Origin of the sequence: Mycobacterium ulcerans subsp. shinshuense (assembly GCF_002355775.1) — a bacterium.
Classification (GTDB): domain Bacteria; phylum Actinomycetota; class Actinomycetes; order Mycobacteriales; family Mycobacteriaceae; genus Mycobacterium; species Mycobacterium marinum.
The window spans coordinates 3,797,493-3,824,029 of the sequence record NZ_AP017624.1 but is presented as its reverse complement, the minus strand read 5'-3'; the positions used below and the strand labels follow the sequence as shown (position 1 = coordinate 3,824,029).

The following is a 26,537-nucleotide window of genomic DNA, read 5'->3' as shown; positions in this document are numbered from 1 at the left end:
CGCCGTTGCCGCCGTTGCCGCCGTTGCTGATCAGCATCGCACCGCCACCGTCCCCGCCGTCCCCGCCGTCCCCGAATGCGCCCAAGTCGCACTCTCCGCCGGCGCCGCCGGAGCCTCCGGTGCCCAAGAGCGGTCCGCCGCTACCGCCGGACCCGCCGGAGTTGGCGCAGATCAACTTCGCGGTGACGACCTGGGTATGCATCGCATCCACGGTGACCAGCCACCGCAAGCTACCCGGCAGCAGCGTGAGCAGGGCACGTACGCAGGGAATTTCATTGCTTTTCTCGGCGACAGCGAGTTGACCGAGCACCAATCGGGCACGGTGGGCGAACACCGACACGAGATGCGTGGCTGTCGCTTTGGCGCGTAAAGCACCACGCAGCATCTTGCCGTCCAACGCGATCGGCACCAATCCACTGGGGTCGCTGCTGGCCACGTGTGCAGTGAAGTAACTGCCCATCCTGGCGTTGAGGTCGGCGGGGTCTAGCCGAGACAAAACAGCGCGGAAGGTCTTCTCACTGGGCCGCCGGAACCGGACCCCTAATTGGGCCAACACATCATCGGGAGCGGTGGCCGCCCATGTGGCAAAACCAGCATAGCCGCGCATCCCCGCGGCAGTGGCCAGAACCGCGATCGCCAACAAAGCCATCAGCGAATACCTCCGACCGCGTGGGTCCCTCGGGTCTGGCACCGAGGCCAACACATCGAGAAACTCCGATCCGATGAGCTCGCTGCGCTCACCAGGACTCCAGCGGTCGAACACCTCTGGAACCGACGACACAGGCAATACTGAAACGGTAGGCACGAGCAACTCCAGACCAACGACGAACAGTAACCAACTCGATCGTTCTCCAGATAGCCCGTGCCTACACTCCGGCCCCAATAGCGCGGCACCAAAGATCATCAACCCAGCTCACAAGCCTGCTAATCAACAACGCCGGAGCCCTGCGGCCAAGTCCGTCACCATGCCGGTAATTTTGCTGTCCATGCCTGCGTGCCCTTTCTCGTGCGGGAATGTAAGTAAAATTGCGAAAATGAAGACAACTCGCTAGTTCAAGAGGCGTTCTACGGCTAAATTCACGCCAATTACTCCGGAGTGCGAAGTCGCGCCAGCGTGCTCACCGGGCGGGCCCACCGAAGTGCCGAAGAAAATGATGTCGCGCGCCGCGTCATAATTTGGCGTCTGCCTGAATGCGGGGAGGCCGCGCTCGATCGTTTCGAGCACGCATTCGCGGATATTTGCGCGGCGCTCCGGTGATGGACCACGTGCTCCGCGCGGCAGTGTAAGTGCAGCGTTTATGGTGTAGTGGGCCGCCCGCTCCGGTAGTTCGGGGCCATAAATGTGAAGGCTTGTCCGAGATTTCGGCACTCCGGAATCTAAGCGACGTAGTTCTTGTGTGATTCGGGATTGAGGCCAGAAGAGGATGTGATATACACGTGGATTCGGGAAGCTTTTGTCGACCGCGGGCAGCAATAACGCCACCTCCAGGCGATCCTGCCGCCGAAGATATATGCCCGCGCTTGGCCCGGATATGCCCCTGCCAACTATGATCGTATCGAGTTTTTGGCATGGAAGGGGTGCGCGCACTTCTCGCTCCTGAGGGGTTGGAGAAATTCGGTATATTGCGGAATTAAATTATTGAGTCCCGGATATCACGAGTACCGGTCCGTTGTTGGGTTTACGTGTTGGCGGGATCCCGACATCGAATCGGGACGCAATCCAGACGATTCTTTGCCGCGCGGATTTGGTGAGAGCTTGGTGCGGTTCTAGTTACGCAGCATTTCGGCGACCAGGAAGGCCAGTTCCAGTGATTGTTGGGTGTTCAGTCGTGGGTCGCAGGCGGTCTCGTAGCGCCCGGATAGGTCGGAGTCGGAGATGTCTTGCGCGCCGCCCAGGCATTCGGTGACGTTCTCGCCGGTGATCTCGACGTGGATACCACCCGGGTGGGTTCCCAGGCCGCGATGGACCTCGAAGAATCCCTGTACCTCATCGACGATGCGGTCAAAGTGGCGGGTTTTGTAGCCGGTGGATGACTCGTGGGTGTTGCCGTGCATCGGATCGCACTGCCAGATCACCTGGTGACCGGCGGCCTGGACCTTCTCCACGATCGGCGGCAGCAGATCACGGACCTTGTTGTTCCCCAACCGACTCACCAGCGTCAGCCGGCCCGCCTTGTTATGCGGATCCAGCCGCTCGACATACTCGACAGCCAGCTCCGGAGTCATCGTCGGGCCGATCTTGACCCCGATCGGATTGGCGATCACCTCCGCAAAAGCAACGTGGGCGCCATCGAGTTGACGGGTCCGCTCACCGATCCACACGGTATGGGCGGACAAGTCATACAACTGCGGCTCACCGTTTTCCCCCTCACCCAACCGCAACATCGCCCGCTCATAATCGAGCACCAAAGCCTCATGACTGGCGTAGATCTCAGCGGTCTGCAGATTACGGTCGGCCACCCCACAGGCACTCATAAACCGCAGGCCCCGATCGATCTCGTTGGCCAGCGCCTCATAGCGCGCCCCCGCCGGCGAGGTCCGCACAAACTCGCGGTTCCAATCATGAACCAAATGCAGCGACGCCAACCCCGACGACGTCAACGCCCGCACCAAGTTCATCGCCGCACTGGCATTGGCGTAGGCACGCACCAGCCGCGACGGATCATGCTCGCGGGCAGCAGCATCGGGCGGAAAACCATTGATCATGTCACCGCGGTAGGACTTCAACCCCAACGCATCAGTATCGGCCGAGCGCGGCTTGGCGTACTGCCCCGCAATCCGAGCAACCTTGACCACCGGCATGCTCGAGCCATAGGTCAGCACCACCGCCATCTGCAACAGCGTGCGCACATTGCCCCTGATATGCGGCTCGGTGTTATCGGTAAACGTCTCCGCGCAATCCCCACCCTGCAGCAAAAACGCCTCACCACGAGCGACCTGCGCCAGCTGCTCCTGCAACCGGATGATCTCCGAAGGCACCGTCACCGGCGGCACACTCTCGAGCACCTTACGCATCGCCGTCGCCTGATCGACCGGCCAGCTGGGCTGCTGAGCAGCCGGCTTAGCCAACGCAGCATCCAACCGCGCCCGCAACTCATCAGACAACGGCGGCAACGACGGCAGCTGGTCAATCGGAATATCCAGGGCTCCGGCGTTGTTGATTAGCAGGCTTGTGAGCTGGGTTGATGATCTTTGGTGCCGCGCTATTGGGGCCGGAGTGTAGGCACGGGCTATCTGGAGAACGATCGAGTTGGTTACTGTTCGTCGTTGGTCTGGAGTTGCTCGTGCCTACCGTTTCAGTATTGCCTGTGTCGTCGGTTCCAGAGGTGTTCGACCGCTGGAGTCCTGGTGAGCGCAGCGAGCTCATCGGATCGGAGTTTCTCGATGTGTTGGCCTCGGTGCCAGACCCGAGGGGCCCACGCGGTCGGAGGTATTCGCTGATGGCTTTGTTGGCGATCGCGGTTCTGGCCACTGCCGCGGGGATGCGCGGCTATGCTGGTTTTGCCACATGGGCGGCCACCGCTCCCGATGATGTGTTGGCCCAATTAGGGGTCCGGTTCCGGCGGCCCAGTGAGAAGACCTTCCGCGCTGTTTTGTCTCGGCTAGACCCCGCCGACCTCAACGCCAGGATGGGCAGTTACTTCACTGCATACGTGGCCAGCAGCGACCCCAGTGGATTGGTGCCGATCGCGTTGGACGGCAAGATGCTGCGTGGTGCTTTACGCGCCAAAGCGACAGCCACGCATCTCGTGTCGGTGTTCGCCCACCGTGCCCGATTGGTGCTCGGTCAACTCGCTGTCGCCGAGAAAAGCAATGAAATTCCCTGCGTACGTGCCCTGCTCACGCTGCTGCCGGGTAGCTTGCGGTGGCTGGTCACCGTGGATGCGATGCATACCCAGGTCGTCACCGCGAAGTTGATCTGCGCCACCTTGAAGTCGCACTATCTGATGATCGTCAAGTCCAACCAAGCCAAAATACTTGCGCGTATCACCGCGCTGCCCTGGGCCGAGGTGCCCGCAGCCGCTACCGACGACTCCCGCGGCCACGGCCGTGTCGAGACCCGCACCCTGCAAATCATCACCGCTGCACGAGGAATCGGCTTCCCCTACGCAAAACAAATCATCCGGATCACTCGTGAACGCTTGATCACCGCCACCGACCAGCGCAGCGTGGAGGTGGTCTATGCCATCTGCAGCCTGCCGTTCGAGCACGCCCGCCCTACCGCGATCATGACCTGGATGCGTCAACACTGGGGAATCGAGAACAGCCTGCACTGGATACGCGACGTCACCTTCGACGAAGACCGTCAAAGGGCACATACCGGAAACGGCGCACAGGTCCTAGCAACGCTACGCAACACCGCGATCAATCTGCACCGCCTCAACGGCGCCGACAACATCGCCGAAGCCTGCCGGATCACCGCTTTGACCGCCAACCGCCGCCTACACCTCCTCAATCCACAATTCCCCAGCTCACAAGCCTGCTAATCAACAACGCCGGAGCCCTGTGTCAATGGTTCGCAGTTAGAACACCAAGCAATGTGGCAAGAAAGCCATTGCATGACCCATCGTTTATGCCGAATCGGCTTCGAGCAGAACAGTATTCATGACTTCTGGCCCATCCGATGAGCCCCGGCGAGCGGCTCGGCGGACCATTGTTGGGCTTTCTGCAAATCATTTGCAGCTGAATTAATGCGCGCCGCCAATTGCATGCGTAAAGAGGTCTATTCCGGCGGTAGGCCTTGCGCGAATCGGCGCAACCAGTCGAACCAGGCGGTCATGCCGGCCCCGGTGCGTGCACTCACCGGCAGGATTGTTGCGTGCGCGTTGACCTCTCGGATGTGCGGGACGTATGTGTCGACGTCAGCGTCCAGATAGGGCACCAGATCGATCTTGTTCAGCAGCACCACATCCACACAGCGGAACATCACCGGGTACTTCAGCGGCTTGTCCTCGCCTTCGGTCACCGAGTAGACCATGGCCTTGGCATGCTCGCCGACATCGAACTCCGCCGGACAGACCAGATTGCCGACGTTCTCGACGATCACCAGGTCCAGGTTCGGCAGGTCCAGACCCGGTAGGGCCCGGTTGACCATTGGCGCGTCGAGGTGGCATTCCCCGCCAAATCCGTTGCTGGTGTTCAGCAACGATACCTGTGCGCCGCGACCACTGAGTTTGGCGGCGTCCAGATCGGTGGCGATGTCGCCTTCGATCACCCCGATGGCGCACTCGCTGGCGAGCTGGTCGAGGGTGGCTTGCAGCACTGTCGTCTTACCCGACCCGGGGGAGCTCATCAGGTTGAGCGCGCGGATCCCGTTGGTCTCGAAAGCCCTCCGGTTGAGATCGGCGCGCACGTCGTTTTCGGCGAAGATTTCTTCCAACACTTCGATTCGCGCCGGTCCCGTCTGATAGCCGGTGTGATCGCCGTGCTGGTGATGTTCGTGCTCGTGGGTGTGCACCGTGCCGTCGTCGTGACGGTGAAATCTACCCATGCTGGAAACCGTTCATCTTGACTACCTTTCACGAGACATCCAGCGATGTCACCAGGAACTCGTTGCCGTGTAGCACCTCTACATCGGAACTGTCACACTGCGGACACCAGATCGACCACGCCGAGGTGATCTCCGACTGCTGGCCACAGGCGCGACAGCGGACCTCAGCGGTGACGCACTCGAGTTCCAACTCGGCGTCGGGCATGTTCTCCGAGTCGCGCACCAGGGTCCAGCAGAACGACAAAGACTCCGGGACCACCTGCCTCAGCGCGCCGACACGCACCCGGACCACCTCGACGTGGCGACCGTCGGCATGCGTCTTGACCACGTTGGCGATCGCCTCACACAGGGCTAGTTCATGCATGGGCGGCAAACGGAGCTCATGTGCCTGTTCTACACCGTGGATCCGCACCGGGGCCATCAGCCCGGGACACAGCGGTGGGGTGCGGCTCGGATCAGGTCGCGCTATTTGCCGCGGCGGTCCACTTCTCTTCGATGCGGCCGAAGCGCCAGACCAGCATGGCGGCGGCCCAGGTGACCACAAACATGCCGACGACCAGGAAACCGACCAGGTTCAGGTTCAGACCGGCGATCCAATCCCAGAATGCACCCCGCCAGCCGAATTCGTCGGCGAAGAGGCCAAGCAACTCGACGCTTCCGATCAACAGCGCCACTGCCACCGACAGTGCGGTGATGGTGATGTTGTCGTAGATCTTGCGCACCGGGTTGGAGAACGCCCAGCCATAGGCGAAGTTCATGAACGAACCGTCGATGGTGTCCAGCAGGCACATGCCCGCGGTGAACAGCACCGGCAAACACAGGATCGCGTACCAGGGCAATCCGGCCGCCGCACTGGTGCCGGCGAGCACCAGCAGCGCGATTTCGGTAGCGGTGTCGAACCCGAGTCCGAACAGCAATCCCACCGGATACATGTGCCAGGACTTGGTGATCGAATTGGTGAACCGGCCCAGCAGCCGGTTGATCAGTCCTCGGTTGTTCAGCTGCTCCTCGAGTTCGGCCTCGCTGAACTCGCCGCGCCGCAACCGGAAGAAAACGCGCAGGATGCCGGCCAGAATGATGACGTTGAGGATGGCGATCCGATATAGGAACAGCCCGGAGACGCTGGTTCCGATCAGGCCCGTGTAGTGGTGCAGCCTCGAGGAGTCCTCTCGGACCGGGCCGATGATGGTCTTGATCCCGGTTGCCAGCAGGACCGCTAGGCCGAAAACCACGGTGGAGTGGCCCAGGGAGAAGAAGAATCCGGTGGCCAACGGACGCTGGCCGTCGTTCATCAGCTTGCGGGTTGTGTTGTCGATCGCGGCAATGTGGTCGGCATCGAAGGCATGTCGCATGCCCAGCGTGTAGGCGGTCACTCCGATCCCGATACCGAAGGCCCTGCTGCCCACGGCAAGCTGCGCCGGTTCCACCAAGAAAACCAGCGTGCCCCAGCCGACGACATGCAGCGCGGCGATGAAGGCGAACATCGCGCCCAGGCGCCACCATTCCGGCGGCGTCAGGGTGCTGTGCAGCCTGGACCACCACGAAGAGCGTGAGACGAGGTCATTGCTGGCCATGTCGGTCCTTCCGGCACTGGGCACGACGCAACAATCAGACTGTAGGTTCGTCCCCGAGCTGGATGCAAGTCAATTGCAAGAACGCCGCCGCGGCGGCACCGCCGTGTTCCATCACTGGCATTCCCGGGGGTTGGGCGCGACACTGAATAGGTGACGACAACGCCGCCGGGGCTGGACCCGGCCGTCACCGAACGCATCGGAGAGTTGCTGCGCGCTCGCGGGTTGCGGCGGATGGCGTCGCGCATCCAGGTGTTGGCGGTGCTCGAACCGGTCAACGGGCACCTGTCGGTGGCCGAGATCCATCAACGGCTGGCCGCGCGGCTTCCCGCCGGTGCACAGCCGCCGGACCTGGCAACCATTTATCGCACCGTCACCACTCTGGTGCAGCAGGGGGTGCTGCACGCGCTGACCCTCGATGGGGGCGTCACCACCTACGGACTGGCCACCGCCGCCCACCACCACGCGGTATGCACCAAATGCGCGGCGATCATCGAAGTGCCCGCACGACAGCTGAGCTCGGCGCTGGAGCAGGCGATGGCGGGCAGTTCTTTCGCGCTCTCGGAGTGCGCCGGACTGACGCTGCGCGGGTTGTGTCCGGCGTGTCAAGACAGCGTGGCGGACAAGCCGGAACAGGCAGACCGCTAGTCGAGGTCAGCGCAGATTCAACAGGGCGTTTTCGATCACCTCGGGCAGCGCGGGATGAATCCAGTACTGGCCGCGAGCCATCTCGGCCGCGGTCAGCCCGAAACTCATCGCCTGAATCAACGGTTGGATCACCGTCGATGCGTGATAGCCCATGATGTGGGCGCCCAAGAGCCGACCGGTGGCGCGGTCGCCCACGAGCTTCACGAACCCGGTCGTGTCCTCCATCGCCCAGCCGTACCCGACGTCGGCGTACTCCTGTATCGCAACGGTGATATCGAGGCCCTTTGCCACGGTTTCATTTTCGGTCAACCCGACCCCAGCCAGTTGCGGGCCGGTGAACACCGCAGCGGGGACAAACCGGTGGTCGGTGACGGCCATCGACTCGGTGTCGTCCCAGTCGCAAAGCAGATTCTGCTGCACAACGCGGGCTTCATGGTTGGCTACGTGCTTGAGCTGGTACGGCGAGGACACGTCTCCGAGCGCGAAAACCCCACGCGCGGAAGTCCGTTGGTACTGGTCGACCACTACTCGGCCGTCGGCGACCGCGACGCCGGCTTGCTCGGCATCGATCAGATCGGCGTTGGAAACCCGCCCGGTCGCCACCAGGAGCAGGTCGGCGTCGATGGTTGAGCCGTCGTCGAGCTGCAGCTCGACGCCCGAGCCACGGTTTTCCCCGCCCACGATGTTGCGGTGCGTGCGTAGTTCCCACTTGGTCGACGCGATGCGGGTAAACCGCTCACAGATGGTGTCGTCGCAATGGCGTAGCAGACAGCTGCCCCGGATCACCAAGGTGACTCGTGCGCCGAGCGTGGAGAACACATGCGCGAATTCGGCAGCCACAAAACCACTTCCAACGATCACGACGTGTTCGGGCAACTCGGCGATACGCATGACGGTGTCGCTGGTGTGATACTTCAGGCCGGATTCGGCGATGGCCTGGGGAACCACCGGCCGCGACCCAGCCGCGATCACCACCTGGTCCGCGGTGAACTCATCGCCGGCCGCAGTCCGCAACAGGTAGCGTCCGTCAGCCTGGGTCGGCCCGAACCGGGTATGGGAGCCGTATACATCGATGTTGGGTGCCGAGCGTCGGTAGTCCTCGCCGCTGTGCGCGATGGGATCGATACGGCCGAAGACCCGCGAGACAATGTCGTCCCAGCGCACCCGGTCGATGTGCGCGTCGACGCCGTAGCGCGACGCGCCCCGAATGGTCTGGGCCACCTCGGCGGCGTAGACGAACATCTTTGTTGGCAGGCACCCGACGTTGAGGCAGGTGCCGCCGAAGGTGTCTTGCTCGCAGATCGCTGCTCGCTTTCCGGCATAGCGCTCGTCGAGAATGCTATTGCCCGAGCCCGTTCCGATGATCGCGAGGTCGTAGGTTTCCATTCTGGGCCGTTTACCCTTTCCCCGGACGATGCCGAGACGTCGGTGCCTAGTTGGCGATAGGCTATCTGGCCCGGCTGTCCGGCCGGAAAGAAGACGTCGTGTTGGACGCACTCGTCGATGAGCTGGTGGGTGGCATCGCCCGCCCCGCGGATCCACGCGCGCCAAGGACCGATCCTCAAGGCGCGCAATGCTTGTCGAGATGATGCAGCGGGATCTCGGCTCGACTCGAGGGGGCGCATGCGCGCCTTTGCCCGGGGGTTGCGTCGTCGGCCACTTCCTCGGAAATGGGCCATTCGAGCGTGTTCGAGTTTGCGTGAAATATGTGAATGTAGATTCAGGTTCTATCGACAATATAATTGGCACCACCATCTCTTCTTCCGCTTGATACCGACGGGCATCTCGGCGTCAAACAGGCTCCTCGAGGGTGCTCCCAAGTCGCGGTACCGAGAATCTTGGTTTGGCCGCCGAGGCGATCGGCGAACTGTTACCGTTCAACGCAGTGGAGCGCCCATCACATTTGCGCCACTGATTGATGTCCGAATGATTTCATGTACAACTACTGAGGCCACAGCTATGTCGTTACTTCTAGACCGGTTTAGGGAACTCGCGGCGTGCATACCCGCCAACACCGCCATCTCGTTCGTCAACGAAAAAGGGCGAGTCGCCGAATCGATGAGCCGTGCTGATGTGGTGAGCGACATGGGCGAGGTGGCCGAGTTTCTGCGGCACCACTGCGGACTGGAGCCGGGGGACCGGGCGATTCTTGCATATCCATCCGGTCTGGACTTCGTGCGCGGCCTGATCGGATGCCTCGCAGCGGGGGTTGTTCCCGTCCCGATCTACCCGCCGGACCCGATCAACCCTCAGAAGACCGTCGACCGGATGCAGCGGGTGGTGGCCAGCAGCGGTGCGAAAGCGGTGCTGACGAGTCGGCGGTATGCGAACGCTCGCCGGCTCGGAACAGCCAGGTCCATCGTGACCGGAAGCACGGTTGGCTGGCCTGGGGATCTCCCCTGGCACATCACCTCGCGGGGTATCGGCGGCCGCCGAATGCGCGGACCGGGCACCCCCGGCGCGCCGGGCCGCGGCTGGTCCCCGAGCCCTGACGCCCCCGCTTTGCTGCAATACACCTCGGGCTCCACCTCAGACCCCAAGGGTGTCGTCATCACCCATGGCAACCTGGCGCATCAGGTCGATTTCAACCGTCGGTTGCTAGGGCTCGGACTGGATGCCCGGGGCGTCTTCTGGCTCCCGCCGTATCACGACTTCGGACTCATCAGCGTGATCCTGAGCGGTTTGGCGGGCAGTGGCGAGGTCACCCTGATGTCGCCGTTGACCTTCCTGCAACGGCCCGCGCTGTGGTTCGACGTCATGGATCGGGTGCGTGCCACCCACACCGCCGCCCCCAACTTTGCGTACGAACTGGCGGTGCGTAAGACCACCGCCGAGCAACGTGCGGCATGGGATCTGAGTTCGCTGCAGGTGGTAATGAGCGCGGCCGAACCGGTACGCGAGGACACCACCAGCCGTTTCCTGGATGCCTTCAGCGGAACCGGGCTGCGTCGCGATGCATTCTGCCCCGCCTATGGCCTGGCCGAGCACACCGTCGCCGTCACGATGTTCGGGCGTTCGACGCTCAGTGTCGACCGCCATCAGCTGGAGACGCAGCGGCTGGCGGTTCCTGCCGATGGTCCCGGTAGCCAGATGCTGATTGGTTGCGGCCAGGTGGCCGACGACGTCGACGTGCGCATCGTGGACCCCGAACTCCACGTGCCGCTGGCCGACGGGCAGGTCGGCGAGATCTGGGTGGATTCTTCGAGTAAGGCGGCGGGCTCCTGGGGATTGCCGGACAAGAGCCGCGACACCTTCGGCGCCCGTCTCGCCGGGTCTGACGACAGCCGCAGCTACCTGCGAACCGGTGACCTGGGACTCCTGCATGACGGCGAGCTGTATGTGTGCGGTCGCCTCAAAGACCTGCTCATCCTGGCCGGGCGCAACATCCATCCCCAAGACATCGAGGAGAGCCTGCGTGACTGTCACCCAGCCATCAGGCTGGGCGGGATCGCAGCCTTCGCAGTCGATGCCGGCGATGCCGGCGATGTCGAGGGGCTTGCGGTGCTCGTCGAGGTGAAAGCCGATATCGCCACCGAGATGTTGTCGGGGGTGGCCGATGAGGTGCAGGCAGTTGTCTTGAAGAACCACCAGTTGCGCTGCTCGGCGGTGGTGGTCGCGCCGCCCGGCAGCGTGAGCAAGACGACCAGCGGGAAAGTGCAGCGTGCCAGATGCTGCACCAGGGCTCCGGCGTTGTTGATTAGCAGGCTTGTGAGCTGGGGAATTGTGGATTGAGGAGGTCTAGGCGGCGGTTGGCGGTCAAAGCGGTGATCCGGCAGGCTTCGGCGATGTTGTCGGCGCCGTTGAGGCGGTGCAGATTGATCGCGGTGTTGCGTAGCGTTGCTAGGACCTGTGCGCCGTTTCCGGTATGTGCCCTTTGACGGTCTTCGTCGAAGGTGACGTCGCGTATCCAGTGCAGGCTGTTCTCGATTCCCCAGTGTTGACGCATCCAGGTCATGATCGCGGTAGGGCGGGCGTGCTCGAACGGCAGGCTGCAGATGGCATAGACCACCTCCACGCTGCGCTGGTCGGTGGCGGTGATCAAGCGTTCACGAGTGATCCGGATGATTTGTTTTGCGTAGGGGAAGCCGATTCCTCGTGCAGCGGTGATGATTTGCAGGGTGCGGGTCTCGACACGGCCGTGGCCGCGGGAGTCGTCGGTAGCGGCTGCGGGCACCTCGGCCCAGGGCAGCGCGGTGATACGCGCAAGTATTTTGGCTTGGTTGGACTTGACGATCATCAGGTAGTGCGACTTCAAGGTGGCGCAGATCAACTTCGCGGTGACGACCTGGGTATGCATCGCATCCACGGTGACCAGCCACCGCAAGCTACCCGGCAGCAGCGTGAGCAGGGCACGTACGCAGGGAATTTCATTGCTTTTCTCGGCGACAGCGAGTTGACCGAGCACCAATCGGGCACGGTGGGCGAACACCGACACGAGATGCGTGGCTGTCGCTTTGGCGCGTAAAGCACCACGCAGCATCTTGCCGTCCAACGCGATCGGCACCAATCCACTGGGGTCGCTGCTGGCCACGTGTGCAGTGAAGTAACTGCCCATCCTGGCGTTGAGGTCGGCGGGGTCTAGCCGAGACAAAACAGCGCGGAAGGTCTTCTCACTGGGCCGCCGGAACCGGACCCCTAATTGGGCCAACACATCATCGGGAGCGGTGGCCGCCCATGTGGCAAAACCAGCATAGCCGCGCATCCCCGCGGCAGTGGCCAGAACCGCGATCGCCAACAAAGCCATCAGCGAATACCTCCGACCGCGTGGGTCCCTCGGGTCTGGCACCGAGGCCAACACATCGAGAAACTCCGATCCGATGAGCTCGCTGCGCTCACCAGGACTCCAGCGGTCGAACACCTCTGGAACCGACGACACAGGCAATACTGAAACGGTAGGCACGGGCAACTCCAGACCAACGACGAACAGTAACCAACTCGATCGTTCTCCAGATAGCCCGTGCCTACACTCCGGCCCCAATAGCGCGGCACCAAAGATCATCAACCCAGCTCACAAGCCTGCTAATCAACAACGCCGGAGCCCTGCCGGCATCATCCGCGCGATGGCCGGCACCGGTGGGGTGGTGACCACTGCCGGTCTGGTGTTTGCCGCCACCATGGCTCCGTTCATTTTCAGCGATTTGCGGGTAATCGGGCAGGTGGGTACCACCATCGGGCTGGGGCTGTTGTTCGACACGCTGATTGTGCGTTCGTTCATGACCCCATCCATCGCGGCGCTGATGGGCCGCTGGTTCTGGTGGCCGCAATAAGTCCGCACTCGACCCGCCGGTCAGTTGCTCCGTCCGTACGGACCGCGCCCGTTGGTGCGGGCGTTGCTGCTTCCCCGCAACGGTGATTCCGCCGACGGACCTGAAGACACCAATACCGAGCGGTTGGCGGTGAGTTCGCCGCACTACTGACGCGGTCGGTGACAGCCGCCGTCGGCCCGGGCTAGACCCCGGGCTGGTCGTTGAACCCGCACCGGCGCACGTCGCGGATGATGTCGCCGGGGTCGGACAGCGGGGCCCCGCAGGTCAGACAGTATGCGCCCGACGAGCGGCCCAGACGGTTCACTCGCACCAGCGCTGCGGCCCGGGCGCGCCCGAGGCAGTCGCCGCACAGGATGTCTATGACGTTCCCGAACGGATCAAGATTGGGCCGGTTGCAGTGGTCCAATGCGTGGGTGTGGACGACATGCGTCGCGCGATTTGTGCAACCCGCGTCGGACTGGCAGGTCAGCGTCTGCCAGTCGAGCGCGACCAGAATGCCGGGGACCTCATTGCCGGTTGCCTGACTCATGCGAATACCTCCGACTTTCCGGACTGCATTCGCTACTTGACAAGGTCAGGGAACAATCGGCTGGCCGGAGTACCGCGCGGCCATGTCGGCAATGATCTGCATCCCGGGGGGCTCGGCTCGGTAGAGATATCGTCCGAATTTGGCTACGGATGCCAGTATGGCCACCGCGTGAGCGCACTAGCTGTCCGCCGAACGGCCAATGCAAGGCTGAATCACCCATCCCCCAAACAGCGGACGAGAACCCCGGTGAACCGACCCGGCCGGGAGGGTGTTGGTTATGCCCAGTTCCACACGGACATGTCGCCCGCGGGGTATTGGTTGCAGACCTCGGTCGACTTGGCGACAACGCCCTTGTTGTTGAAGAAGATCTTCATGTGGTTGCGCCAGCCCCACCACAGCGGATCGATGGAGTCATAGAAGTGCTCGGAATAGTCCCGGCGATCCGCGGGGCTCAGCGAGAAGAACCAGTGGGCCTTGTCTTGGGTTGCCTGCTGAAACTCCGGGTGGTTGTTGTAGTCGATCATGTACCGCTGGTAGTACACCGGGCTGGTGTCCCTGGTGGCCGCGAGCACCTGCTCGGCGTCGCAGCTGGTCGCGATTATCCGGCGAGGTAACGGGAAGTCGTCTGTTGAGTCGGCTGCGGCGGTCTTCGGAAACACCGCCGCGGCGATCCCGATAGCGAGGAAAACGGCGCCTGCTCGCAGGCTAGAACTCAGCCGAGACATAGTTGCAACGTTAGCACTTCCAGTGCTGGGGCGTAGGGGCCAAGGTCACATTCGTAGTCCATCTCACTATCGGTCGCGATCAGGGACTATCACGTGATTGGGGTTGGGCCGCAGCTCCGGTGGGGCCTGGCTGTAATCACCGAACGGTCCATCTCGACGCTCGACCGCGGCCCGCACTCCCTGGTTTTCGGCGGTTTTGATGAAGTCCAACGCGTCCGGCGTATTGCGCATCAGGCCGTCGAGAATGCCGCCCAGGGTCTGGGTGGATGCCAGCCCCATATTTTCGTAGGCCTGATTGACGATCAGTTTCTGCGCCTGTAGCTGGGACAACGGAATCTGCGCCAGCTCGGCGGCGACCTCGGCGACCCGGGCTTCGAGCCGTTCGAACGGCACCGCCTCGTTGATCAGCTCGATCTGCGCGGCCTGGACGCCGGACAGCGGCCGACCGGTCAAGGAATGCCATTTGGCCTTGGCAAAGCTCAACCGGTAGAGCCACATCCCGGACAGGTACGCGCCCCACATTCGGCTGTACGGGGTTCCGATCACGGCGTCATCGCTGGCAATGACGATGTCGGCGCACAACGCGTAGTCGCTGGCTCCCCCGACACACCAGCCGTGGATCTGCGCGATCACCGGTTTCGACGCCCGCCAGATGGCCATGAACTTCTGTGTCGGGGCGGTCTCGCGGGCGGTGACCATGGCGAAGTCTTTGCCCGGATCCCATTGCCCGTCGGTCATCATGGTTTCGCCCCAATGCTGGAAACCCCCGCCAAAGTCGTAACCCCCCGAGAAGGCGCGGCCGGCACCGCGTAACACGATGACTTTGATGCCCTGGTCCCGTTCGGCCAGCCCCACGGCTGCCTCGATCTCATCGGGCATGGGCGGAACGATCGTGTTGAGGTGCTCCGGGCGATTGAGCGTGATGGTCGCCACCGGGCCCGCTGTCGAGTACAGCAGCGTCTGGAACTCAGGAGTTGGCATAGCCGAAGCGAAGCCGCTGCAGGGCGCCAGTGTCAAGCATCGACATGCCGTGTCAACTGGCGCCGTGCCGGCGCAGTGGCCAAGCGGGAAACTATTTCCGGCTGCCCAGCATTCGCCACAGGAACGAGTAGCTCAGCGTCGATTTGAACGCGAGTTGCTCGTTGTCGGCCGCACCCCCGTGCCCGCCCTCGATGTTCTCGTAGTACCAGACCCGGTGCCCGCTGACCTGCAGCGCGGCGGTCATTTTGCGGGCGTGGCCGGGATGCACCCGGTCGTCTCGGGTGGATGTGGTGATCAGGATCGGGGGATAGGTCCGGTCCGCTGAGATGTTTTGGTAGGGGGAGTATTCGAAGATGAACGCCCAGTCGTCGGGGTTGTCGGGGTCGCCGTATTCGGCGACCCACGAGGCGCCCGCCAACAGCAAGTGGTAGCGCTTCATGTCCAGTAGCGGCACGTTGCAGACCAGCGCGCCAAACTTCTCCGGGTACTTGGTCACCATGATGCCCATCAGCAGTCCGCCGTTGCTGCCGCCCTGCGCGCCGAGCTGGTCGACCGTGGTGATGCCGCGCCGCACGAGGTCGTCGGCTACGGCTACGAAGTCTTCGGCCACCTTGTGCCGGCCCTCACGCATCGCCTGGGTATGCCAGCCGGGCCCGTATTCACCGCCGCCGCGGATATTGGCCAGGACGTAGGTGCCGCCGCGGGCCAGCCATAGCCGGCCCATCACGCCGCTGTAGCCCGGGGTATTGGATGTCTCGAAGCCCCCGTAGCCGTAGAGCAAAGTCGGGCCGGGTCCATCGGAGCCGGTGGGGCGCACCAGGAAGTACGGGATCGACGTTCCGTCTTCGGATGTCGCGAAATGCTGTGATACCGAGATGTTTTGGGCGTCGAAGAAGGTGGGTGCGGACTTGATCTGCTCCAGCTGCGTCGTCGCGGAACCGGCGGTGCCGCGCAGCAGCCGCGACGGTGCATCGAAGCCGCTGGAGTCCAGGAAGAACTCGTCGCCGGTGTCGTCGGCGGCGACGATCACGGTGTTGGTCGATGCGGGGATGCCGCCGATGGGTTCGCGGCGCCAACTTCCCGGCGTGACGATTTCGACTTGGCTGGCCACATCGGCGAGTGAAACCATCAACAGTCGGTCCCGAACCCAGGCGTAGTGGTACAGGCAGGTGTGTTCGTCGGGCTCGAAAACGACGTGCAAATCGCTTGTGCCGCTGAGGAAATCATCGTAGTTCGCGGCAAGCAGCGAGCCGGCGCGGTAGGTCTTAGCGGCGTCGTCCGCGCCGGCTTTGGGGGACCAGTCGGTGCGTAGCTCGATCAGCAGCCACTCGCAGTGAACCGACATGCTGCTGGCATCGGTGGGCACGTCGAGGGGGATCAGTTCTGTCCCCCGCAATTCGTAGCGCTGTCTGTTCCAGAAGTCCAGGGACCGCGATACGAAAGTGCGTTCAAAACCGGGTGTGCGATCGGTGGAACCGCCCGCGCTGACATCGGTGTGTGCGCCCTGGAAAATCATTTCCGCGTCGCTCAGTGGTGTGCCTCGCCGCCACCGCTTCACGATGCGTGGGTATCCGGACTCGGTCATCGAGTCGGGGCCGAAGTCGGTACCCACCAGGATGGTGTCCGGATCGTCCCAGCCGACTTGCGACTTGGCCTCGGGCAGCTCGAATCCGTCGGCGACGAATTCGCGCGTCACCATGTCGAATTCGCGCACGATGACGGCATCCGAACCACCGGGGGACAGGCGGATCAGTGCGCGGGTGAACTCGGGTTCGATCACGTCGGCGCCGGCCCACACCCATTTCTTGTTGTCCGTGCGCCCTAGTTCGTCCACGTCGATGAGCACGTCCCACTCCGGTGCGTCGGTGCGGTAGCTCTCCAGCGTGGTTCGCCGCCACAGCCCGCGGGGATTGTTCGCGTCGCGCCAGAAGTCGTAGAGGTAGTCCCCGCGCCGACGCACGTATGGGATCCGGGCGTCGGTGTCGAGCACCTCGAGTGCCTCGGTGCGCATCCGCTCGAATTCGTCCTCGGACTCACCGCCGCAGAACTGCGCCTTGGTCGGTTCGTTGCGTGCGCGAACCCAATCCAGTGCCTCTTCGCCGGTGACGTCTTCGAGCCACAGATACGGATCGGTTGTGGTGTCTGCCGCGTCGGGAGCTTGGGGAGCCTCAGGAGCCTTGGGAGCCATGGAAGCCATTGTGGCCCCGGCGGTAGTGTGAGCTGTATTACGTGAACTAACGAGGAGCCGATCAGATGACCGTGTTTGCACGTCCGGGTTCGGCCGGGGCGCTGATGTCGTTTGAGTCCCGGTACGGAAATTTCATCGGGGGTGAGTGGGTTGCCCCGGCGCGGGGCCGTTACTTCGAAGACCTGACCCCGGTGACCGGCCAGCCATTTTGCGAGATACCGCGCTCTGATGAGGCCGATGTCGAGATGGCGCTCGACGCCGCACATGCGGCGGCCCCGGCCTGGGGCAAGATGGCCCCGGCCGAGCGAGCCGCGATCCTGAACAAGATCGCCGACCGGATCGATGAAAACAGGGCCGCGCTGGCGGTGGCCGAAGTCTGGGACAACGGCAAACCGGTCCGAGAGGCAATAGCCGCTGACATCCCGCTGGCGGCGGATCACTTCCGCTACTTCGCAGCGGCGATCCGGGCCCAGGAAGGTTCGCTGTCGCAAATCGATCAGGACACGGTCGCCTACCACTTTCACGAGCCGCTCGGGGTGGTGGGGCAGATCATTCCGTGGAACTTCCCGATCCTGATGGGTGCTTGGAAGCTGGCGCCGGCGCTGGCGGCCGGTAACGCGGTGGTGCTCAAACCCGCGGAGCAGACGCCCGCGTCGGTGCTGTACCTGATGTCGCTGATCGGCGACCTATTGCCGCCCGGGGTGGTCAACGTCGTCAATGGTTTCGGCGCCGAAGCGGGCAAGCCGCTGGCGTCCAGCAACCGAATTGCCAAGGTCGCGTTCACCGGAGAGACCACCACCGGGCGCCTGATCATGCAGTACGCCTCACAAAACCTGATCCCGGTAACCCTGGAACTCGGCGGCAAGAGCCCCAACATCTTCTTTTCTGATGTGATGGCCAAGCCCGACGACTTCCAGGACAAGGCGCTGGAGGGTTTCACGATGTTCGCCCTCAACCAGGGCGAGGTGTGTACCTGTCCGTCGCGCAGCCTGATCCAGGCCGACATCTACGACGAGTTCCTGGAGCTGGCGGCGATCCGGACCAAGGCGGTTCGGCAGGGCGATCCCTTGAACATCGAGACGATGCTGGGGTCACAGGCCTCCAACGACCAGCTGGAAAAGGTGTTGTCCTACATCGACATCGGCAAGGAAGAGGGCGCCAAGGTCATTACCGGCGGCGAGCGCGCCGAACTCGGCGGTGACCTGTCCGGCGGCTTTTACATGCAGCCGACGATCTTCAGCGGCACCAACAAGATGCGGATCTTCCAGGAGGAGATATTCGGTCCGGTGGTGGCGGTCATGCCGTTCACCGACTACGACGACGCGATGGGTATCGCCAACGACACCCTCTACGGGTTGGGGGCGGGGGTGTGGAGCCGCGACGGCAACACGGCCTACCGGGCCGGCCGGGACATCCAGGCGGGGCGGGTGTGGGTCAACTGCTATCACGTCTACCCGGCGCACTCGGCGTTCGGTGGCTACAAGCAGTCCGGCATTGGCCGGGAAGGCCATCAGAAGATGCTGGGCCACTATCAGCAGACCAAGAACCTGTTGGTGTCCTACTCGGATAAGGCTTTGGGGTTGTTCTGATGCCGGAGCCGTCGGCACCGTCGGGGGTGGTGATCACCGCGGGCGCCGCTGTATTGCTCGCCCGATTGCAGGACCGGCACGGTCCGGTGATGTTCCATCAGTCGGGCGGCTGCTGCGACGGGTCCTCGCCGATGTGTTACCCGCGCGGCGACTTCCTCGTCGGTGATCGCGACGTATTGCTCGGGACGCTTGATATCGGCAAGCAGACCGGGGCAGAAGGCGTCGCGGTGTGGATCTCCGGTCCGCAATATCAGGCGTGGAAGCACACCCAACTGGTCATCGATGTGGTGCCGGGCCGTGGCGGCGGGTTCAGCCTGGAAGCGCCGGAGGGTATGCGGTTCCTCAGCCGCGGCCGAGTCTTCACCGGCGAGGAGCAGGCGCTGCTGGAAGAGACGCCGGTGATAACCGGTGCCGCCTATGAGCGTGGTGAGCGTCCGGCGGTGCCAGGTGAGGTGGTGGCCGACAACGCGCCGGGTGCGTGCCCGGCCAGTCGGCCCTAGCCGCAGTAAGGTCGTAAGGCGTGATACCCCTTCCACGTGCGTGGCTGCTGACAAGCGCCATGCTGGTCGGTGGCGCGGTCGGGCAATTGGCCGGGGTGGGATCCAGCATTCTGGTTCACACCCGGGTCCGGCCGGACCTCGTTATTGCGCTGGTGGTTGGGATTCCCAGTGTGATTGGCATGTTGGTGATCTTGTTCTCGGGGCGCCGCTGGGTGACGGTGTTGGGCGCGTTCATCCTCGCGTTGGCTCCGGGTTGGTTGGGTGTGCTCGTTGCGATTCAGGTGGCCTCTCATGGCTAAAGACGATCTCGATTCGAACCCGGGAACCGAGCCGTTCGTGCCGGAGTTCGATACCGGTGAACGCTCGGTGCCGTTCGTGCCGGATTTCGATATGGACTCCAAGCCGTTTGCCGGTTTGGCCGCGGTGGTGACGGAGTCGAAGAAGTCATCGGTCGAGCTGGTGGACCTGTCCGACGTGTCGGCGCCGCTGACAACTCTGGATGGGGATTCTCTGGATGGGGATTCGCCGGCCGAGGGCACCGCTACCCCGGCGCCATCGGTTACCGTGCCGAGTCGGTACGTCTACCTGAAGTGGTGGAAGTTCGTGCTGGTCGTGCTGGGCGTGTGGTTCGGCGCGGCCCAGGTCGGGCTCAGCCTGTTCTACTGGTGGTTTCACACCATCGACAAGACGCTGCCAGTCTTCGTGGTGCTGGTCTACCTGGTGCTGTGCGCGGTGGCCAGCTTGCTGCTGTCAATGGTTCAGGGCAGGCCGCTGATCACGGCGTTGTCGCTCGCGTTGATGTCGGCACCGTTTGCCTCGGTCGCGGCCGCGGCGCCGCTGTATGGCTCCTACTTCTGCGAGCATGCGAGCCGCTGCCTGGCCGGCGTCATTCCCTATTAGGCCACGGGCTCAGGGCTCCGGCGTTGTTGATTAGCAGGCTTGTGAGCTGGGGAATTGTGGATTGAGGAGGTCTAGGCGGCGGTTGGCGGTCAAAGCGGTGATCCGGCAGGCTTCGGCGATGTTGTCGGCGCCGTTGAGGCGGTGCAGATTGATCGCGGTGTTGCGTAGCGTTGCTAGGACCTGTGCGCCGTTTCCGGTATGTGCCCTTTGACGGTCTTCGTCGAAGGTGACGTCGCGTATCCAGTGCAGGCTGTTCTCGATTCCCCAGTGTTGACGCATCCAGGTCATGATCGCGGTAGGGCGGGCGTGCTCGAACGGCAGGCTGCAGATGGCATAGACCACCTCCACGCTGCGCTGGTCGGTGGCGGTGATCAAGCGTTCACGAGTGATCCGGATGATTTGTTTTGCGTAGGGGAAGCCGATTCCTCGTGCAGCGGTGATGATTTGCAGGGTGCGGGTCTCGACACGGCCGTGGCCGCGGGAGTCGTCGGTAGCGGCTGCGGGCACCTCGGCCCAGGGCAGCGCGGTGATACGCGCAAGTATTTTGGCTTGGTTGGACTTGACGATCATCAGGTAGTGCGACTTCAAGGTGGCGCAGATCAACTTCGCGGTGACGACCTGGGTATGCATCGCATCCACGGTGACCAGCCACCGCAAGCTACCCGGCAGCAGCGTGAGCAGGGCACGTACGCAGGGAATTTCATTGCTTTTCTCGGCGACAGCGAGTTGACCGAGCACCAATCGGGCACGGTGGGCGAACACCGACACGAGATGCGTGGCTGTCGCTTTGGCGCGTAAAGCACCACGCAGCATCTTGCCGTCCAACGCGATCGGCACCAATCCACTGGGGTCGCTGCTGGCCACGTGTGCAGTGAAGTAACTGCCCATCCTGGCGTTGAGGTCGGCGGGGTCTAGCCGAGACAAAACAGCGCGGAAGGTCTTCTCACTGGGCCGCCGGAACCGGACCCCTAATTGGGCCAACACATCATCGGGAGCGGTGGCCGCCCATGTGGCAAAACCAGCATAGTCGCGCATCCCCGCGGCAGTGGCCAGGGCTCCGGCGTTGTTGATTAGCAGGCTTGTGAGCTGGGTTGATGATCTTTGGTGCCGGGCTATTGGGGCCGGAGTGTAGGCACGGGCTATCTGGAGAACGATCGAGTTGGTTACTGTTCGTCGTTGGTCTGGAGTTGCCCGTGCCTACCGTTTCAGTATTGCCTGTGTCGTCGGTTCCAGAGGTGTTCGACCGCTGGAGTCCTGGTGAGCGCAGCGAGCTCATCGGATCGGAGTTTCTCGATGTGTTGGCCTCGGTGCCAGACCCGAGGGACCCACGCGGTCGGAGGTATTCGCTGATGGCTTTGTTGGCGATCGCGGTTCTGGCCACTGCCGCAGGGCTCCGGCGTTGTTGATTAGCAGGCTTGTGAGCTGGGTTGATGATCTTTGGTGCCGGGCTATTGGGGCCGGAGTGTAGGCACGGGCTATCTGGAGAACGATCGAGTTGGTTACTGTTCGTCGTTGGTCTGGAGTTGCCCGTGCCTACCGTTTCAGTATTGCCTGTGTCGTCGGTTCCAGAGGTGTTCGACCGCTGGAGTCCTGGTGAGCGCAGCGAGCTCATCGGATCGGAGTTTCTCGATGTGTTGGCCTCGGTGCCAGACCCGAGGGACCCACGCGGTCGGAGGTATTCGCTGATGGCTTTGTTGGCGATCGCGGTTCTGGCCACTGCCGCGGGGATGCGCGGCTATGCTGGTTTTGCCACATGGGCGGCCACCGCTCCCGATGATGTGTTGGCCCAATTAGGGGTCCGGTTCCGGCGGCCCAGTGAGAAGACCTTCCGCGCTGTTTTGTCTCGGCTAGACCCCGCCGACCTCAACGCCAGGATGGGCAGTTACTTCACTGCACACGTGGCCAGCAGCGACCCCAGTGGATTGGTGCCGATCGCGTTGGACGGCAAGATGCTGCGTGGTGCTTTACGCGCCAAAGCGACAGCCACGCATCTCGTGTCGGTGTTCGCCCACCGTGCCCGATTGGTGCTCGGTCAACTCGCTGTCGCCGAGAAAAGCAATGAAATTCCCTGCGTACGTGCCCTGCTCACGCTGCTGCCGGGTAGCTTGCGGTGGCTGGTCACCGTGGATGCGATGCATACCCAGGTCGTCACCGCGAAGTTGATCTGCGCCACCTTGAAGTCGCACTACCTGATGATCGTCAAGTCCAACCAAGCCAAAATACTTGCGCGTATCACCGCGCTGCCCTGGGCCGAGGTGCCCGCAGCCGCTACCGACGACTCCCGCGGCCACGGCCGTGTCGAGACCCGCACCCTGCAAATCATCACCGCTGCACGAGGAATCGGCTTCCCCTACGCAAAACAAATCATCCGGATCACTCGTGAACGCTTGATCACCGCCACCGACCAGCGCAGCGTGGAGGTGGTCTATGCCATCTGCAGCCTGCCGTTCGAGCACGCCCGCCCTACCGCGATCATGACCTGGATGCGTCAACACTGGGGAATCGAGAACAGCCTGCACTGGATACGCGACGTCACCTTCGACGAAGACCGTCAAAGGGCACATACCGGAAACGGCGCACAGGTCCTAGCAACGCTACGCAACACCGCGATCAATCTGCACCGCCTCAACGGCGCCGACAACATCGCCGAAGCCTGCCGGATCACCGCTTTGACCGCCAACCGCCGCCTAGACCTCCTCAATCCACAATTCCCCAGCTCACAAGCCTGCTAATCAACAACGCCGGAGCCCTGGCCCGCACCCGCCTCACCCGATGCCGCTGCGGTACGGGCGTGCCGACCGGGCCGCGGTGTTGACACGGTAGGTCGGTCCAACGCCGTACCCGGCCGTTAGGGTGGGTGCCGTGACCCACTATGACGTCGTCGTCCTCGGAGCCGGTCCAGGCGGATACGTGGCGGCCATCCGTGCCGCACAACTTGGCCTGAACACCGCAATCGTCGAACCGAAGTACTGGGGCGGAGTCTGCCTCAACGTTGGCTGCATCCCGTCCAAGGCGCTGCTGCGCAACGCCGAACTTGCGCACATCTTCACCAAGGACGCCAAGGCTTTTGGCATCAGCGGCGAGGCCACCTTCGATTATGGTGTGGCGTTCGACCGCAGCCGGAAAGTGGCCGAGGGCCGCGTGGCCGGTGTGCACTTCCTGATGAAGAAGAACAAGATCAACGAGATCCACGGCTACGGGAAATTCACCGACGCCAACACGCTCTCGGTGGATCTCAATGACGGCGGTACCGAGAAGGTGACGTTCGACAACGCCATCATCGCCACCGGCAGTAGTACCCGGCTGGTGCCCGGCACCTCGCTGTCGACCAACGTGGTGACCTACGAAGAACAGATCCTGACCCGCGAATTGCCCAAGTCGATCATCATCGCCGGAGCCGGTGCCATTGGCATGGAGTTCGGCTACGTGCTGAAGAACTACGGCGTTGACGTCACCATCGTGGAGTTCCTGCCGTGCGCACTGCCCAACGAGGACGCCGAGGTGTCCAAGGAGATCGAGAGACAATTCAAGAAGCTGGGCGTCAAGATCCGGACCGGAACCAAGGTCGAGTCCATCTCCGACGATGGCTCTGCGGTCACGGTGGTCGTCAGCAAGGATGGTAAGTCCGAGGAACTCAAGGCCGACAAGGTATTGCAGGCCATTGGGTTCGCCCCGAATGTCGAGGGCTACGGGCTGGACAAGGCCGGTGTCGCGTTGACCGACCGTAAGGCCATCGGTATCGGCGAGTACATGCAGACCAGCGTCGGGCACATCTATGCGATCGGTGATGTCACCGGGCAGCTGATGCTGGCGCACGTGGCTGAGGCCATGGGGGTCGTGGCGGCCGAGACCATCGCCGGCGCTGAGACCCTGTCCCTGGGCGACTACCGCATGCTGCCGCGCGCCACGTTCTGCCAGCCGCAGGTAGCCAGCTTCGGGCTCACCGAACAGCAGGCGCGTGATGAGGGCTACGACGTCAAGGTTGCCAAGTTCCCATTCACGGCCAACGGAAAAGCCCATGGCCTGGGCGACCCCAGTGGCTTCGTCAAACTGGTGGCCGACGGCAAGCACGGCGAGCTGTTGGGTGGGCACCTGGTCGGACACGACGTGTCGGAGCTGTTGCCGGAGCTGACCTTGGCGCAGAAGTGGGACCTCACGGCAACAGAGTTGGCGCGCAACGTGCACACTCACCCGACGATGTCCGAGGCGCTACAGGAGTGCTTCCACGGCTTGGCCGGGCACGTGATCAACTTCTGAGCATGATTCGCACCGAAGCGGTGTTGGGCGGGGCCGGCGGTGTGACCGCCGGCTACCTCCTGTGGCTGGTGGCCATATCGATCGGTGATGATCTCACGACGGTAGGTCAGTGGAGCCTGGTCATATTGCTGCTGTCGGGTCTGCTCGCGGTTGGTGCGGCGCTGGTGGGTTTGCTGATGCGCTGGCGTAACAGGTACGGCTGGTCGGCATTCGTGTTCGGCCTGCCCGTGCTGCCGGTGGTGCTGACCCTGGCCGTGCTGGCCGACATCTACTTCTGGGGCTTTCAGCTGTTGGTGCTGGTCAGAAGTGGGTTGCCGAGCCGATTTGGCGATCCACGTGGACAGGATTTCGCGGTGGGTTGCGGTGTGCGCGGATTGAGCCATGCCACCGCGGCGCCGCTGCGGCCTTCGTGCCGCCCCAGAGGCCGCTGATCACCGTCCAGGTAGACCAGCCCGGAGTCCCGCGAGCCGATCCGCACCCACTGGACCGGTAGCTATCCTCGCCGCGATGGGGTTGAACTACCAGGGCTCCGGCGTTGTTGATTAGCAGGCTTGTGAGCTGGGTTGATGATCTTTGGTGTCGCGCTATTGGGGCCGGAGTGTAGGCACGGGCTATCTGGAGAACGATCGAGTTGGTTACTGTTCGTCGTTGGTCTGGAGTTGCCCGTGCCTACCGTTTCAGTATTGCCTGTGTCGTCGGTTCCAGAGGTGTTCGACCGCTGGAGTCCTGGTGAGCGCAGCGAGCTCATCGGATCGGAGTTTTTCGATGTGTTGGCCTCGGTGCCAGACCCGAGGGACCCACGCGGTCGGAGGTATTCGCTGATGGCTTTGTTGGCGATCGCGGTTCTGGCCACTGCCGCGGGGATGCGCGGCTATGCTGGTTTTGCCACATGGGCGGCCACCGCTCCCGATGATGTGTTGGCCCAATTAGGGGTCCGGTTCCGGCGGCCCAGTGAGAAGACCTTCCGCGCTGTTTTGTCTCGGCTAGACCCCGCCGACCTCAACGCCAGGATGGGCAGTTACTTCACTGCACACGTGGCCAGCAGCGACCCCAGTGGATTGGTGCCGATCGCGTTGGACGGCAAGATGCTGCGTGGTGCTTTACGCGCCAAAGCGACAGCCACGCATCTCGTGTCGGTGTTCGCCCACCGTGCCCGATTGGTGCTCGGTCAACTCGCTGTCGCCGAGAAAAGCAATGAAATTCCCTGCGTACGTGCCTTGCTCACGCTGCTGCCGGGTAGCTTGCGGTGGCTGGTCACCGTGGATGCGATGCATACCCAGGTCGTCACCGCGAAGTTGATCTGCGCCACCTTGAAGTCGCACTACCTGATGATCGTCAAGTCCAACCAAGCCAAAATACTTGCGCGTATCACCGCGCTGCCCTGGGCCGAGGTGCCCGCAGCCGCTACCGACGACTCCCGCGGCCACGGCCGTGTCGAGACCCGCACCCTGCAAATCATCACCGCTGCACGAGGAATCGGCTTCCCCTACGCAAAACAAATCATCCGGATCACTCGTGAACGCTTGATCACCGCCACCGACCAGCGCAGCGTGGAGGTGGTCTATGCCATCTGCAGCCTGCCGTTCGAGCACGCCCGCCCTACCGCGATCATGACCTGGATGCGTCAACACTGGGGAATCGAGAACAGCCTGCACTGGATACGCGACGTCACCTTCGACGAAGACCGTCAAAGGGCACATACCGGAAACGGCGCACAGGTCCTAGCAACGCTACGCAACACCGCGATCAATCTGCACCGCCTCAACGGCGCCGACAACATCGCCGAAGCCTGCCGGATCACCGCTTTGACCGCCAACCGCCGCCTAGACCTCCTCAATCCACAATTCCCCAGCTCACAAGCCTGCTAATCAACAACGCCGGAGCCCTGGAT

General features: G+C 63.0%; 20 protein-coding genes and 5 pseudogenes. 13 read left to right on the top strand and 12 right to left on the bottom strand.

All coding sequences use genetic code 11. The features are described from left to right. Positions 1-163 precede the first annotated feature (163 nt). Together SHTP_RS17215 and SHTP_RS17205 are read right to left on the bottom strand one after the other, a co-directional pair. Positions 164-805, bottom strand: a pseudogene (locus SHTP_RS17215) (ISAs1-like element IS2404/ISMul1 family transposase); the annotation flags it as partial. A gap of 962 nt (positions 806-1,767) precedes the next feature. Then, positions 1,768-3,144, bottom strand: a complete 1,377-nt coding sequence (locus tag SHTP_RS17205) for a class II 3-deoxy-7-phosphoheptulonate synthase (protein ID WP_096371251.1) — start codon at positions 3,142-3,144, stop codon at positions 1,768-1,770. 140 nt (positions 3,145-3,284) lie between these two features. On the opposite strand from SHTP_RS17205, the gene SHTP_RS17200 reads away from it, so the two are divergent. Further along, positions 3,285-4,487, top strand: coding sequence for an ISAs1-like element IS2404/ISMul1 family transposase (locus tag SHTP_RS17200; RefSeq protein WP_420873018.1), 1,203 nt, complete (start codon positions 3,285-3,287; stop codon positions 4,485-4,487). A 236-nt stretch (positions 4,488-4,723) separates the two neighbouring features. On the opposite strand, the gene hypB is transcribed toward SHTP_RS17200, so the two are convergent. From hypB to nicT, 3 genes are all read right to left on the bottom strand, one after another. Next, positions 4,724-5,491 (bottom strand): hydrogenase nickel incorporation protein HypB, encoded by a 768-nt coding sequence (hypB, locus tag SHTP_RS17195; RefSeq protein ID WP_096371249.1) that lies wholly within the window; start codon positions 5,489-5,491, stop codon positions 4,724-4,726. Positions 5,492-5,519: 28 nt separating this feature from the next. Next, positions 5,520-5,855 (bottom strand): hydrogenase maturation nickel metallochaperone HypA, encoded by a 336-nt coding sequence (locus tag SHTP_RS17190; protein WP_020724735.1) that lies wholly within the window; start codon positions 5,853-5,855, stop codon positions 5,520-5,522. Positions 5,856-5,946: 91 nt separating this feature from the next. Further along, complete coding sequence (nicT, locus tag SHTP_RS17185; RefSeq protein WP_096371248.1) at positions 5,947-7,065, bottom strand: Nickel transporter NicT; 1,119 nt, start codon at positions 7,063-7,065, stop codon at positions 5,947-5,949. A 150-nt stretch (positions 7,066-7,215) separates the two neighbouring features. On the opposite strand from nicT, the gene SHTP_RS17180 reads away from it, so the two are divergent. Continuing rightward, entirely contained in the window at positions 7,216-7,710 is a 495-nt protein-coding gene (locus SHTP_RS17180; RefSeq protein ID WP_096371247.1) for a Fur family transcriptional regulator, read from the top strand. A gap of 6 nt (positions 7,711-7,716) precedes the next feature. Here SHTP_RS17180 and mtr read toward each other — a convergent pair whose 3' ends face one another. After that, on the bottom strand, positions 7,717-9,096 hold the full coding sequence (gene mtr / locus SHTP_RS17175) for a mycothione reductase (protein WP_096371246.1): 1,380 nt from the start codon (positions 9,094-9,096) through the stop codon (positions 7,717-7,719). 573 nt (positions 9,097-9,669) lie between these two features. On the opposite strand from mtr, the gene SHTP_RS17170 reads away from it, so the two are divergent. Beyond that, entirely contained in the window at positions 9,670-11,442 is a 1,773-nt protein-coding gene (locus SHTP_RS17170) for a fatty acyl-AMP ligase (protein WP_231991654.1), read from the top strand. Here SHTP_RS17170 and SHTP_RS17165 read toward each other — a convergent pair. Further along, on the bottom strand, positions 11,408-12,610 hold the full coding sequence (locus SHTP_RS17165) for an ISAs1-like element IS2404/ISMul1 family transposase (RefSeq protein ID WP_420811867.1): 1,203 nt from the start codon (positions 12,608-12,610) through the stop codon (positions 11,408-11,410). The two genes, SHTP_RS17170 and SHTP_RS17165, sit on opposite strands and share 35 nt — an antisense overlap. Positions 12,611-12,755: 145 nt before the next feature. On the opposite strand from SHTP_RS17165, the pseudogene SHTP_RS17160 reads away from it, so the two are divergent. After that, positions 12,756-13,127: pseudogene (locus SHTP_RS17160) on the top strand (MMPL family transporter); the annotation flags it as partial. 31 nt (positions 13,128-13,158) lie between these two features. Here SHTP_RS17160 and SHTP_RS17155 read toward each other — a convergent pair. From SHTP_RS17155 to SHTP_RS17140, 4 genes are all read right to left on the bottom strand, one after another. Next, entirely contained in the window at positions 13,159-13,506 is a 348-nt protein-coding gene (locus SHTP_RS17155) for a hypothetical protein (protein ID WP_096371245.1), read from the bottom strand. A 275-nt stretch (positions 13,507-13,781) separates the two neighbouring features. Beyond that, on the bottom strand, positions 13,782-14,231 hold the full coding sequence (locus SHTP_RS17150; protein ID WP_096371244.1) for a DUF5078 domain-containing protein: 450 nt from the start codon (positions 14,229-14,231) through the stop codon (positions 13,782-13,784). A gap of 66 nt (positions 14,232-14,297) precedes the next feature. Continuing rightward, complete coding sequence (locus SHTP_RS17145) at positions 14,298-15,212, bottom strand: crotonase/enoyl-CoA hydratase family protein (RefSeq protein WP_011739574.1); 915 nt, start codon at positions 15,210-15,212, stop codon at positions 14,298-14,300. Between the two features lie 91 nt (positions 15,213-15,303). Further along, complete coding sequence (locus SHTP_RS17140) at positions 15,304-17,400, bottom strand: prolyl oligopeptidase family serine peptidase (protein ID WP_096372529.1); 2,097 nt, start codon at positions 17,398-17,400, stop codon at positions 15,304-15,306. Between the two features lie 65 nt (positions 17,401-17,465). Between SHTP_RS17140 and exaC the strand changes: the two genes are divergently transcribed. Genes exaC through SHTP_RS17120 form a run of 4 tightly spaced genes read left to right on the top strand, consistent with a single transcriptional unit; the run spans position 17,466 to position 20,389 of the window. After that, positions 17,466-18,989, top strand: coding sequence for an acetaldehyde dehydrogenase ExaC (exaC, locus tag SHTP_RS17135; RefSeq protein WP_096371243.1), 1,524 nt, complete (start codon positions 17,466-17,468; stop codon positions 18,987-18,989). Next, the gene (locus SHTP_RS17130) at positions 18,989-19,489 is read left to right on the top strand and encodes a DUF779 domain-containing protein (RefSeq protein WP_096371242.1); all 501 of its coding nucleotides are present in this window, start codon (positions 18,989-18,991) and stop codon (positions 19,487-19,489) included. The genes exaC and SHTP_RS17130 overlap by 1 nt, the downstream gene beginning before the upstream one ends. A 20-nt stretch (positions 19,490-19,509) precedes the next feature. Further along, a complete protein-coding gene (locus SHTP_RS17125) occupies positions 19,510-19,788 on the top strand; it encodes a putative holin (protein WP_012392727.1) in 279 nt (92 codons plus the stop codon). Further along, on the top strand, positions 19,781-20,389 hold the full coding sequence (locus SHTP_RS17120; RefSeq protein WP_096371241.1) for a hypothetical protein: 609 nt from the start codon (positions 19,781-19,783) through the stop codon (positions 20,387-20,389). Before SHTP_RS17125 ends, SHTP_RS17120 begins: the two co-directional genes overlap by 8 nt. Before the next feature lie 30 nt (positions 20,390-20,419). Here SHTP_RS17120 and SHTP_RS17115 read toward each other — a convergent pair. Continuing rightward, positions 20,420-21,442: pseudogene (locus SHTP_RS17115) on the bottom strand (ISAs1-like element IS2404/ISMul1 family transposase); the annotation flags it as partial. A 140-nt stretch (positions 21,443-21,582) separates the two neighbouring features. Between SHTP_RS17115 and SHTP_RS30450 the strand changes: the two are divergent. From SHTP_RS30450 to SHTP_RS17085, 5 genes and pseudogenes are all read left to right on the top strand, one after another. Continuing rightward, positions 21,583-21,786: pseudogene (locus tag SHTP_RS30450) on the top strand (transposase family protein); the annotation flags it as partial. A gap of 132 nt (positions 21,787-21,918) precedes the next feature. Continuing rightward, complete coding sequence (locus tag SHTP_RS17105) at positions 21,919-23,121, top strand: ISAs1-like element IS2404/ISMul1 family transposase (protein ID WP_420811867.1); 1,203 nt, start codon at positions 21,919-21,921, stop codon at positions 23,119-23,121. A 130-nt stretch (positions 23,122-23,251) separates the two neighbouring features. Then, entirely contained in the window at positions 23,252-24,646 is a 1,395-nt protein-coding gene (lpdA, locus tag SHTP_RS17100; protein ID WP_096372528.1) for a dihydrolipoyl dehydrogenase, read from the top strand. Positions 24,647-24,648: 2 nt separating this feature from the next. Continuing rightward, positions 24,649-24,918, top strand: a pseudogene (locus SHTP_RS17095) (hypothetical protein); the annotation flags it as partial. A gap of 393 nt (positions 24,919-25,311) precedes the next feature. Beyond that, complete coding sequence (locus tag SHTP_RS17085; protein ID WP_420872989.1) at positions 25,312-26,514, top strand: ISAs1-like element IS2404/ISMul1 family transposase; 1,203 nt, start codon at positions 25,312-25,314, stop codon at positions 26,512-26,514. Positions 26,515-26,537: the final 23 nt, after the last annotated feature.

What these genes read in the sequence shown, in the direction of transcription:
- hypB (WP_096371249.1), bottom strand. Translation starts at nt 5,491, where the DNA reads ATGGGTAGATTTCACCGTCACGACGACGGCACGGTGCACACCCACGAG.
- SHTP_RS17190 (WP_020724735.1), bottom strand. Translation starts at nt 5,855, where the DNA reads ATGCATGAACTAGCCCTGTGTGAGGCGATCGCCAACGTGGTCAAGACG.
- nicT (WP_096371248.1), bottom strand. Translation starts at nt 7,065, where the DNA reads ATGGCCAGCAATGACCTCGTCTCACGCTCTTCGTGGTGGTCCAGGCTG.
- mtr (WP_096371246.1), bottom strand. Translation starts at nt 9,096, where the DNA reads ATGGAAACCTACGACCTCGCGATCATCGGAACGGGCTCGGGCAATAGC.
- SHTP_RS17170 (WP_231991654.1), top strand. Translation starts at nt 9,670, where the DNA reads ATGTCGTTACTTCTAGACCGGTTTAGGGAACTCGCGGCGTGCATACCC.
- SHTP_RS17155 (WP_096371245.1), bottom strand. Translation starts at nt 13,506, where the DNA reads ATGAGTCAGGCAACCGGCAATGAGGTCCCCGGCATTCTGGTCGCGCTC.
- SHTP_RS17150 (WP_096371244.1), bottom strand. Translation starts at nt 14,231, where the DNA reads ATGTCTCGGCTGAGTTCTAGCCTGCGAGCAGGCGCCGTTTTCCTCGCT.
- SHTP_RS17145 (WP_011739574.1), bottom strand. Translation starts at nt 15,212, where the DNA reads ATGCCAACTCCTGAGTTCCAGACGCTGCTGTACTCGACAGCGGGCCCG.
- SHTP_RS17140 (WP_096372529.1), bottom strand. Translation starts at nt 17,400, where the DNA reads ATGGCTCCCAAGGCTCCTGAGGCTCCCCAAGCTCCCGACGCGGCAGAC.
- exaC (WP_096371243.1), top strand. Translation starts at nt 17,466, where the DNA reads ATGACCGTGTTTGCACGTCCGGGTTCGGCCGGGGCGCTGATGTCGTTT.
- SHTP_RS17130 (WP_096371242.1), top strand. Translation starts at nt 18,989, where the DNA reads ATGCCGGAGCCGTCGGCACCGTCGGGGGTGGTGATCACCGCGGGCGCC.
- SHTP_RS17120 (WP_096371241.1), top strand. Translation starts at nt 19,781, where the DNA reads ATGGCTAAAGACGATCTCGATTCGAACCCGGGAACCGAGCCGTTCGTG.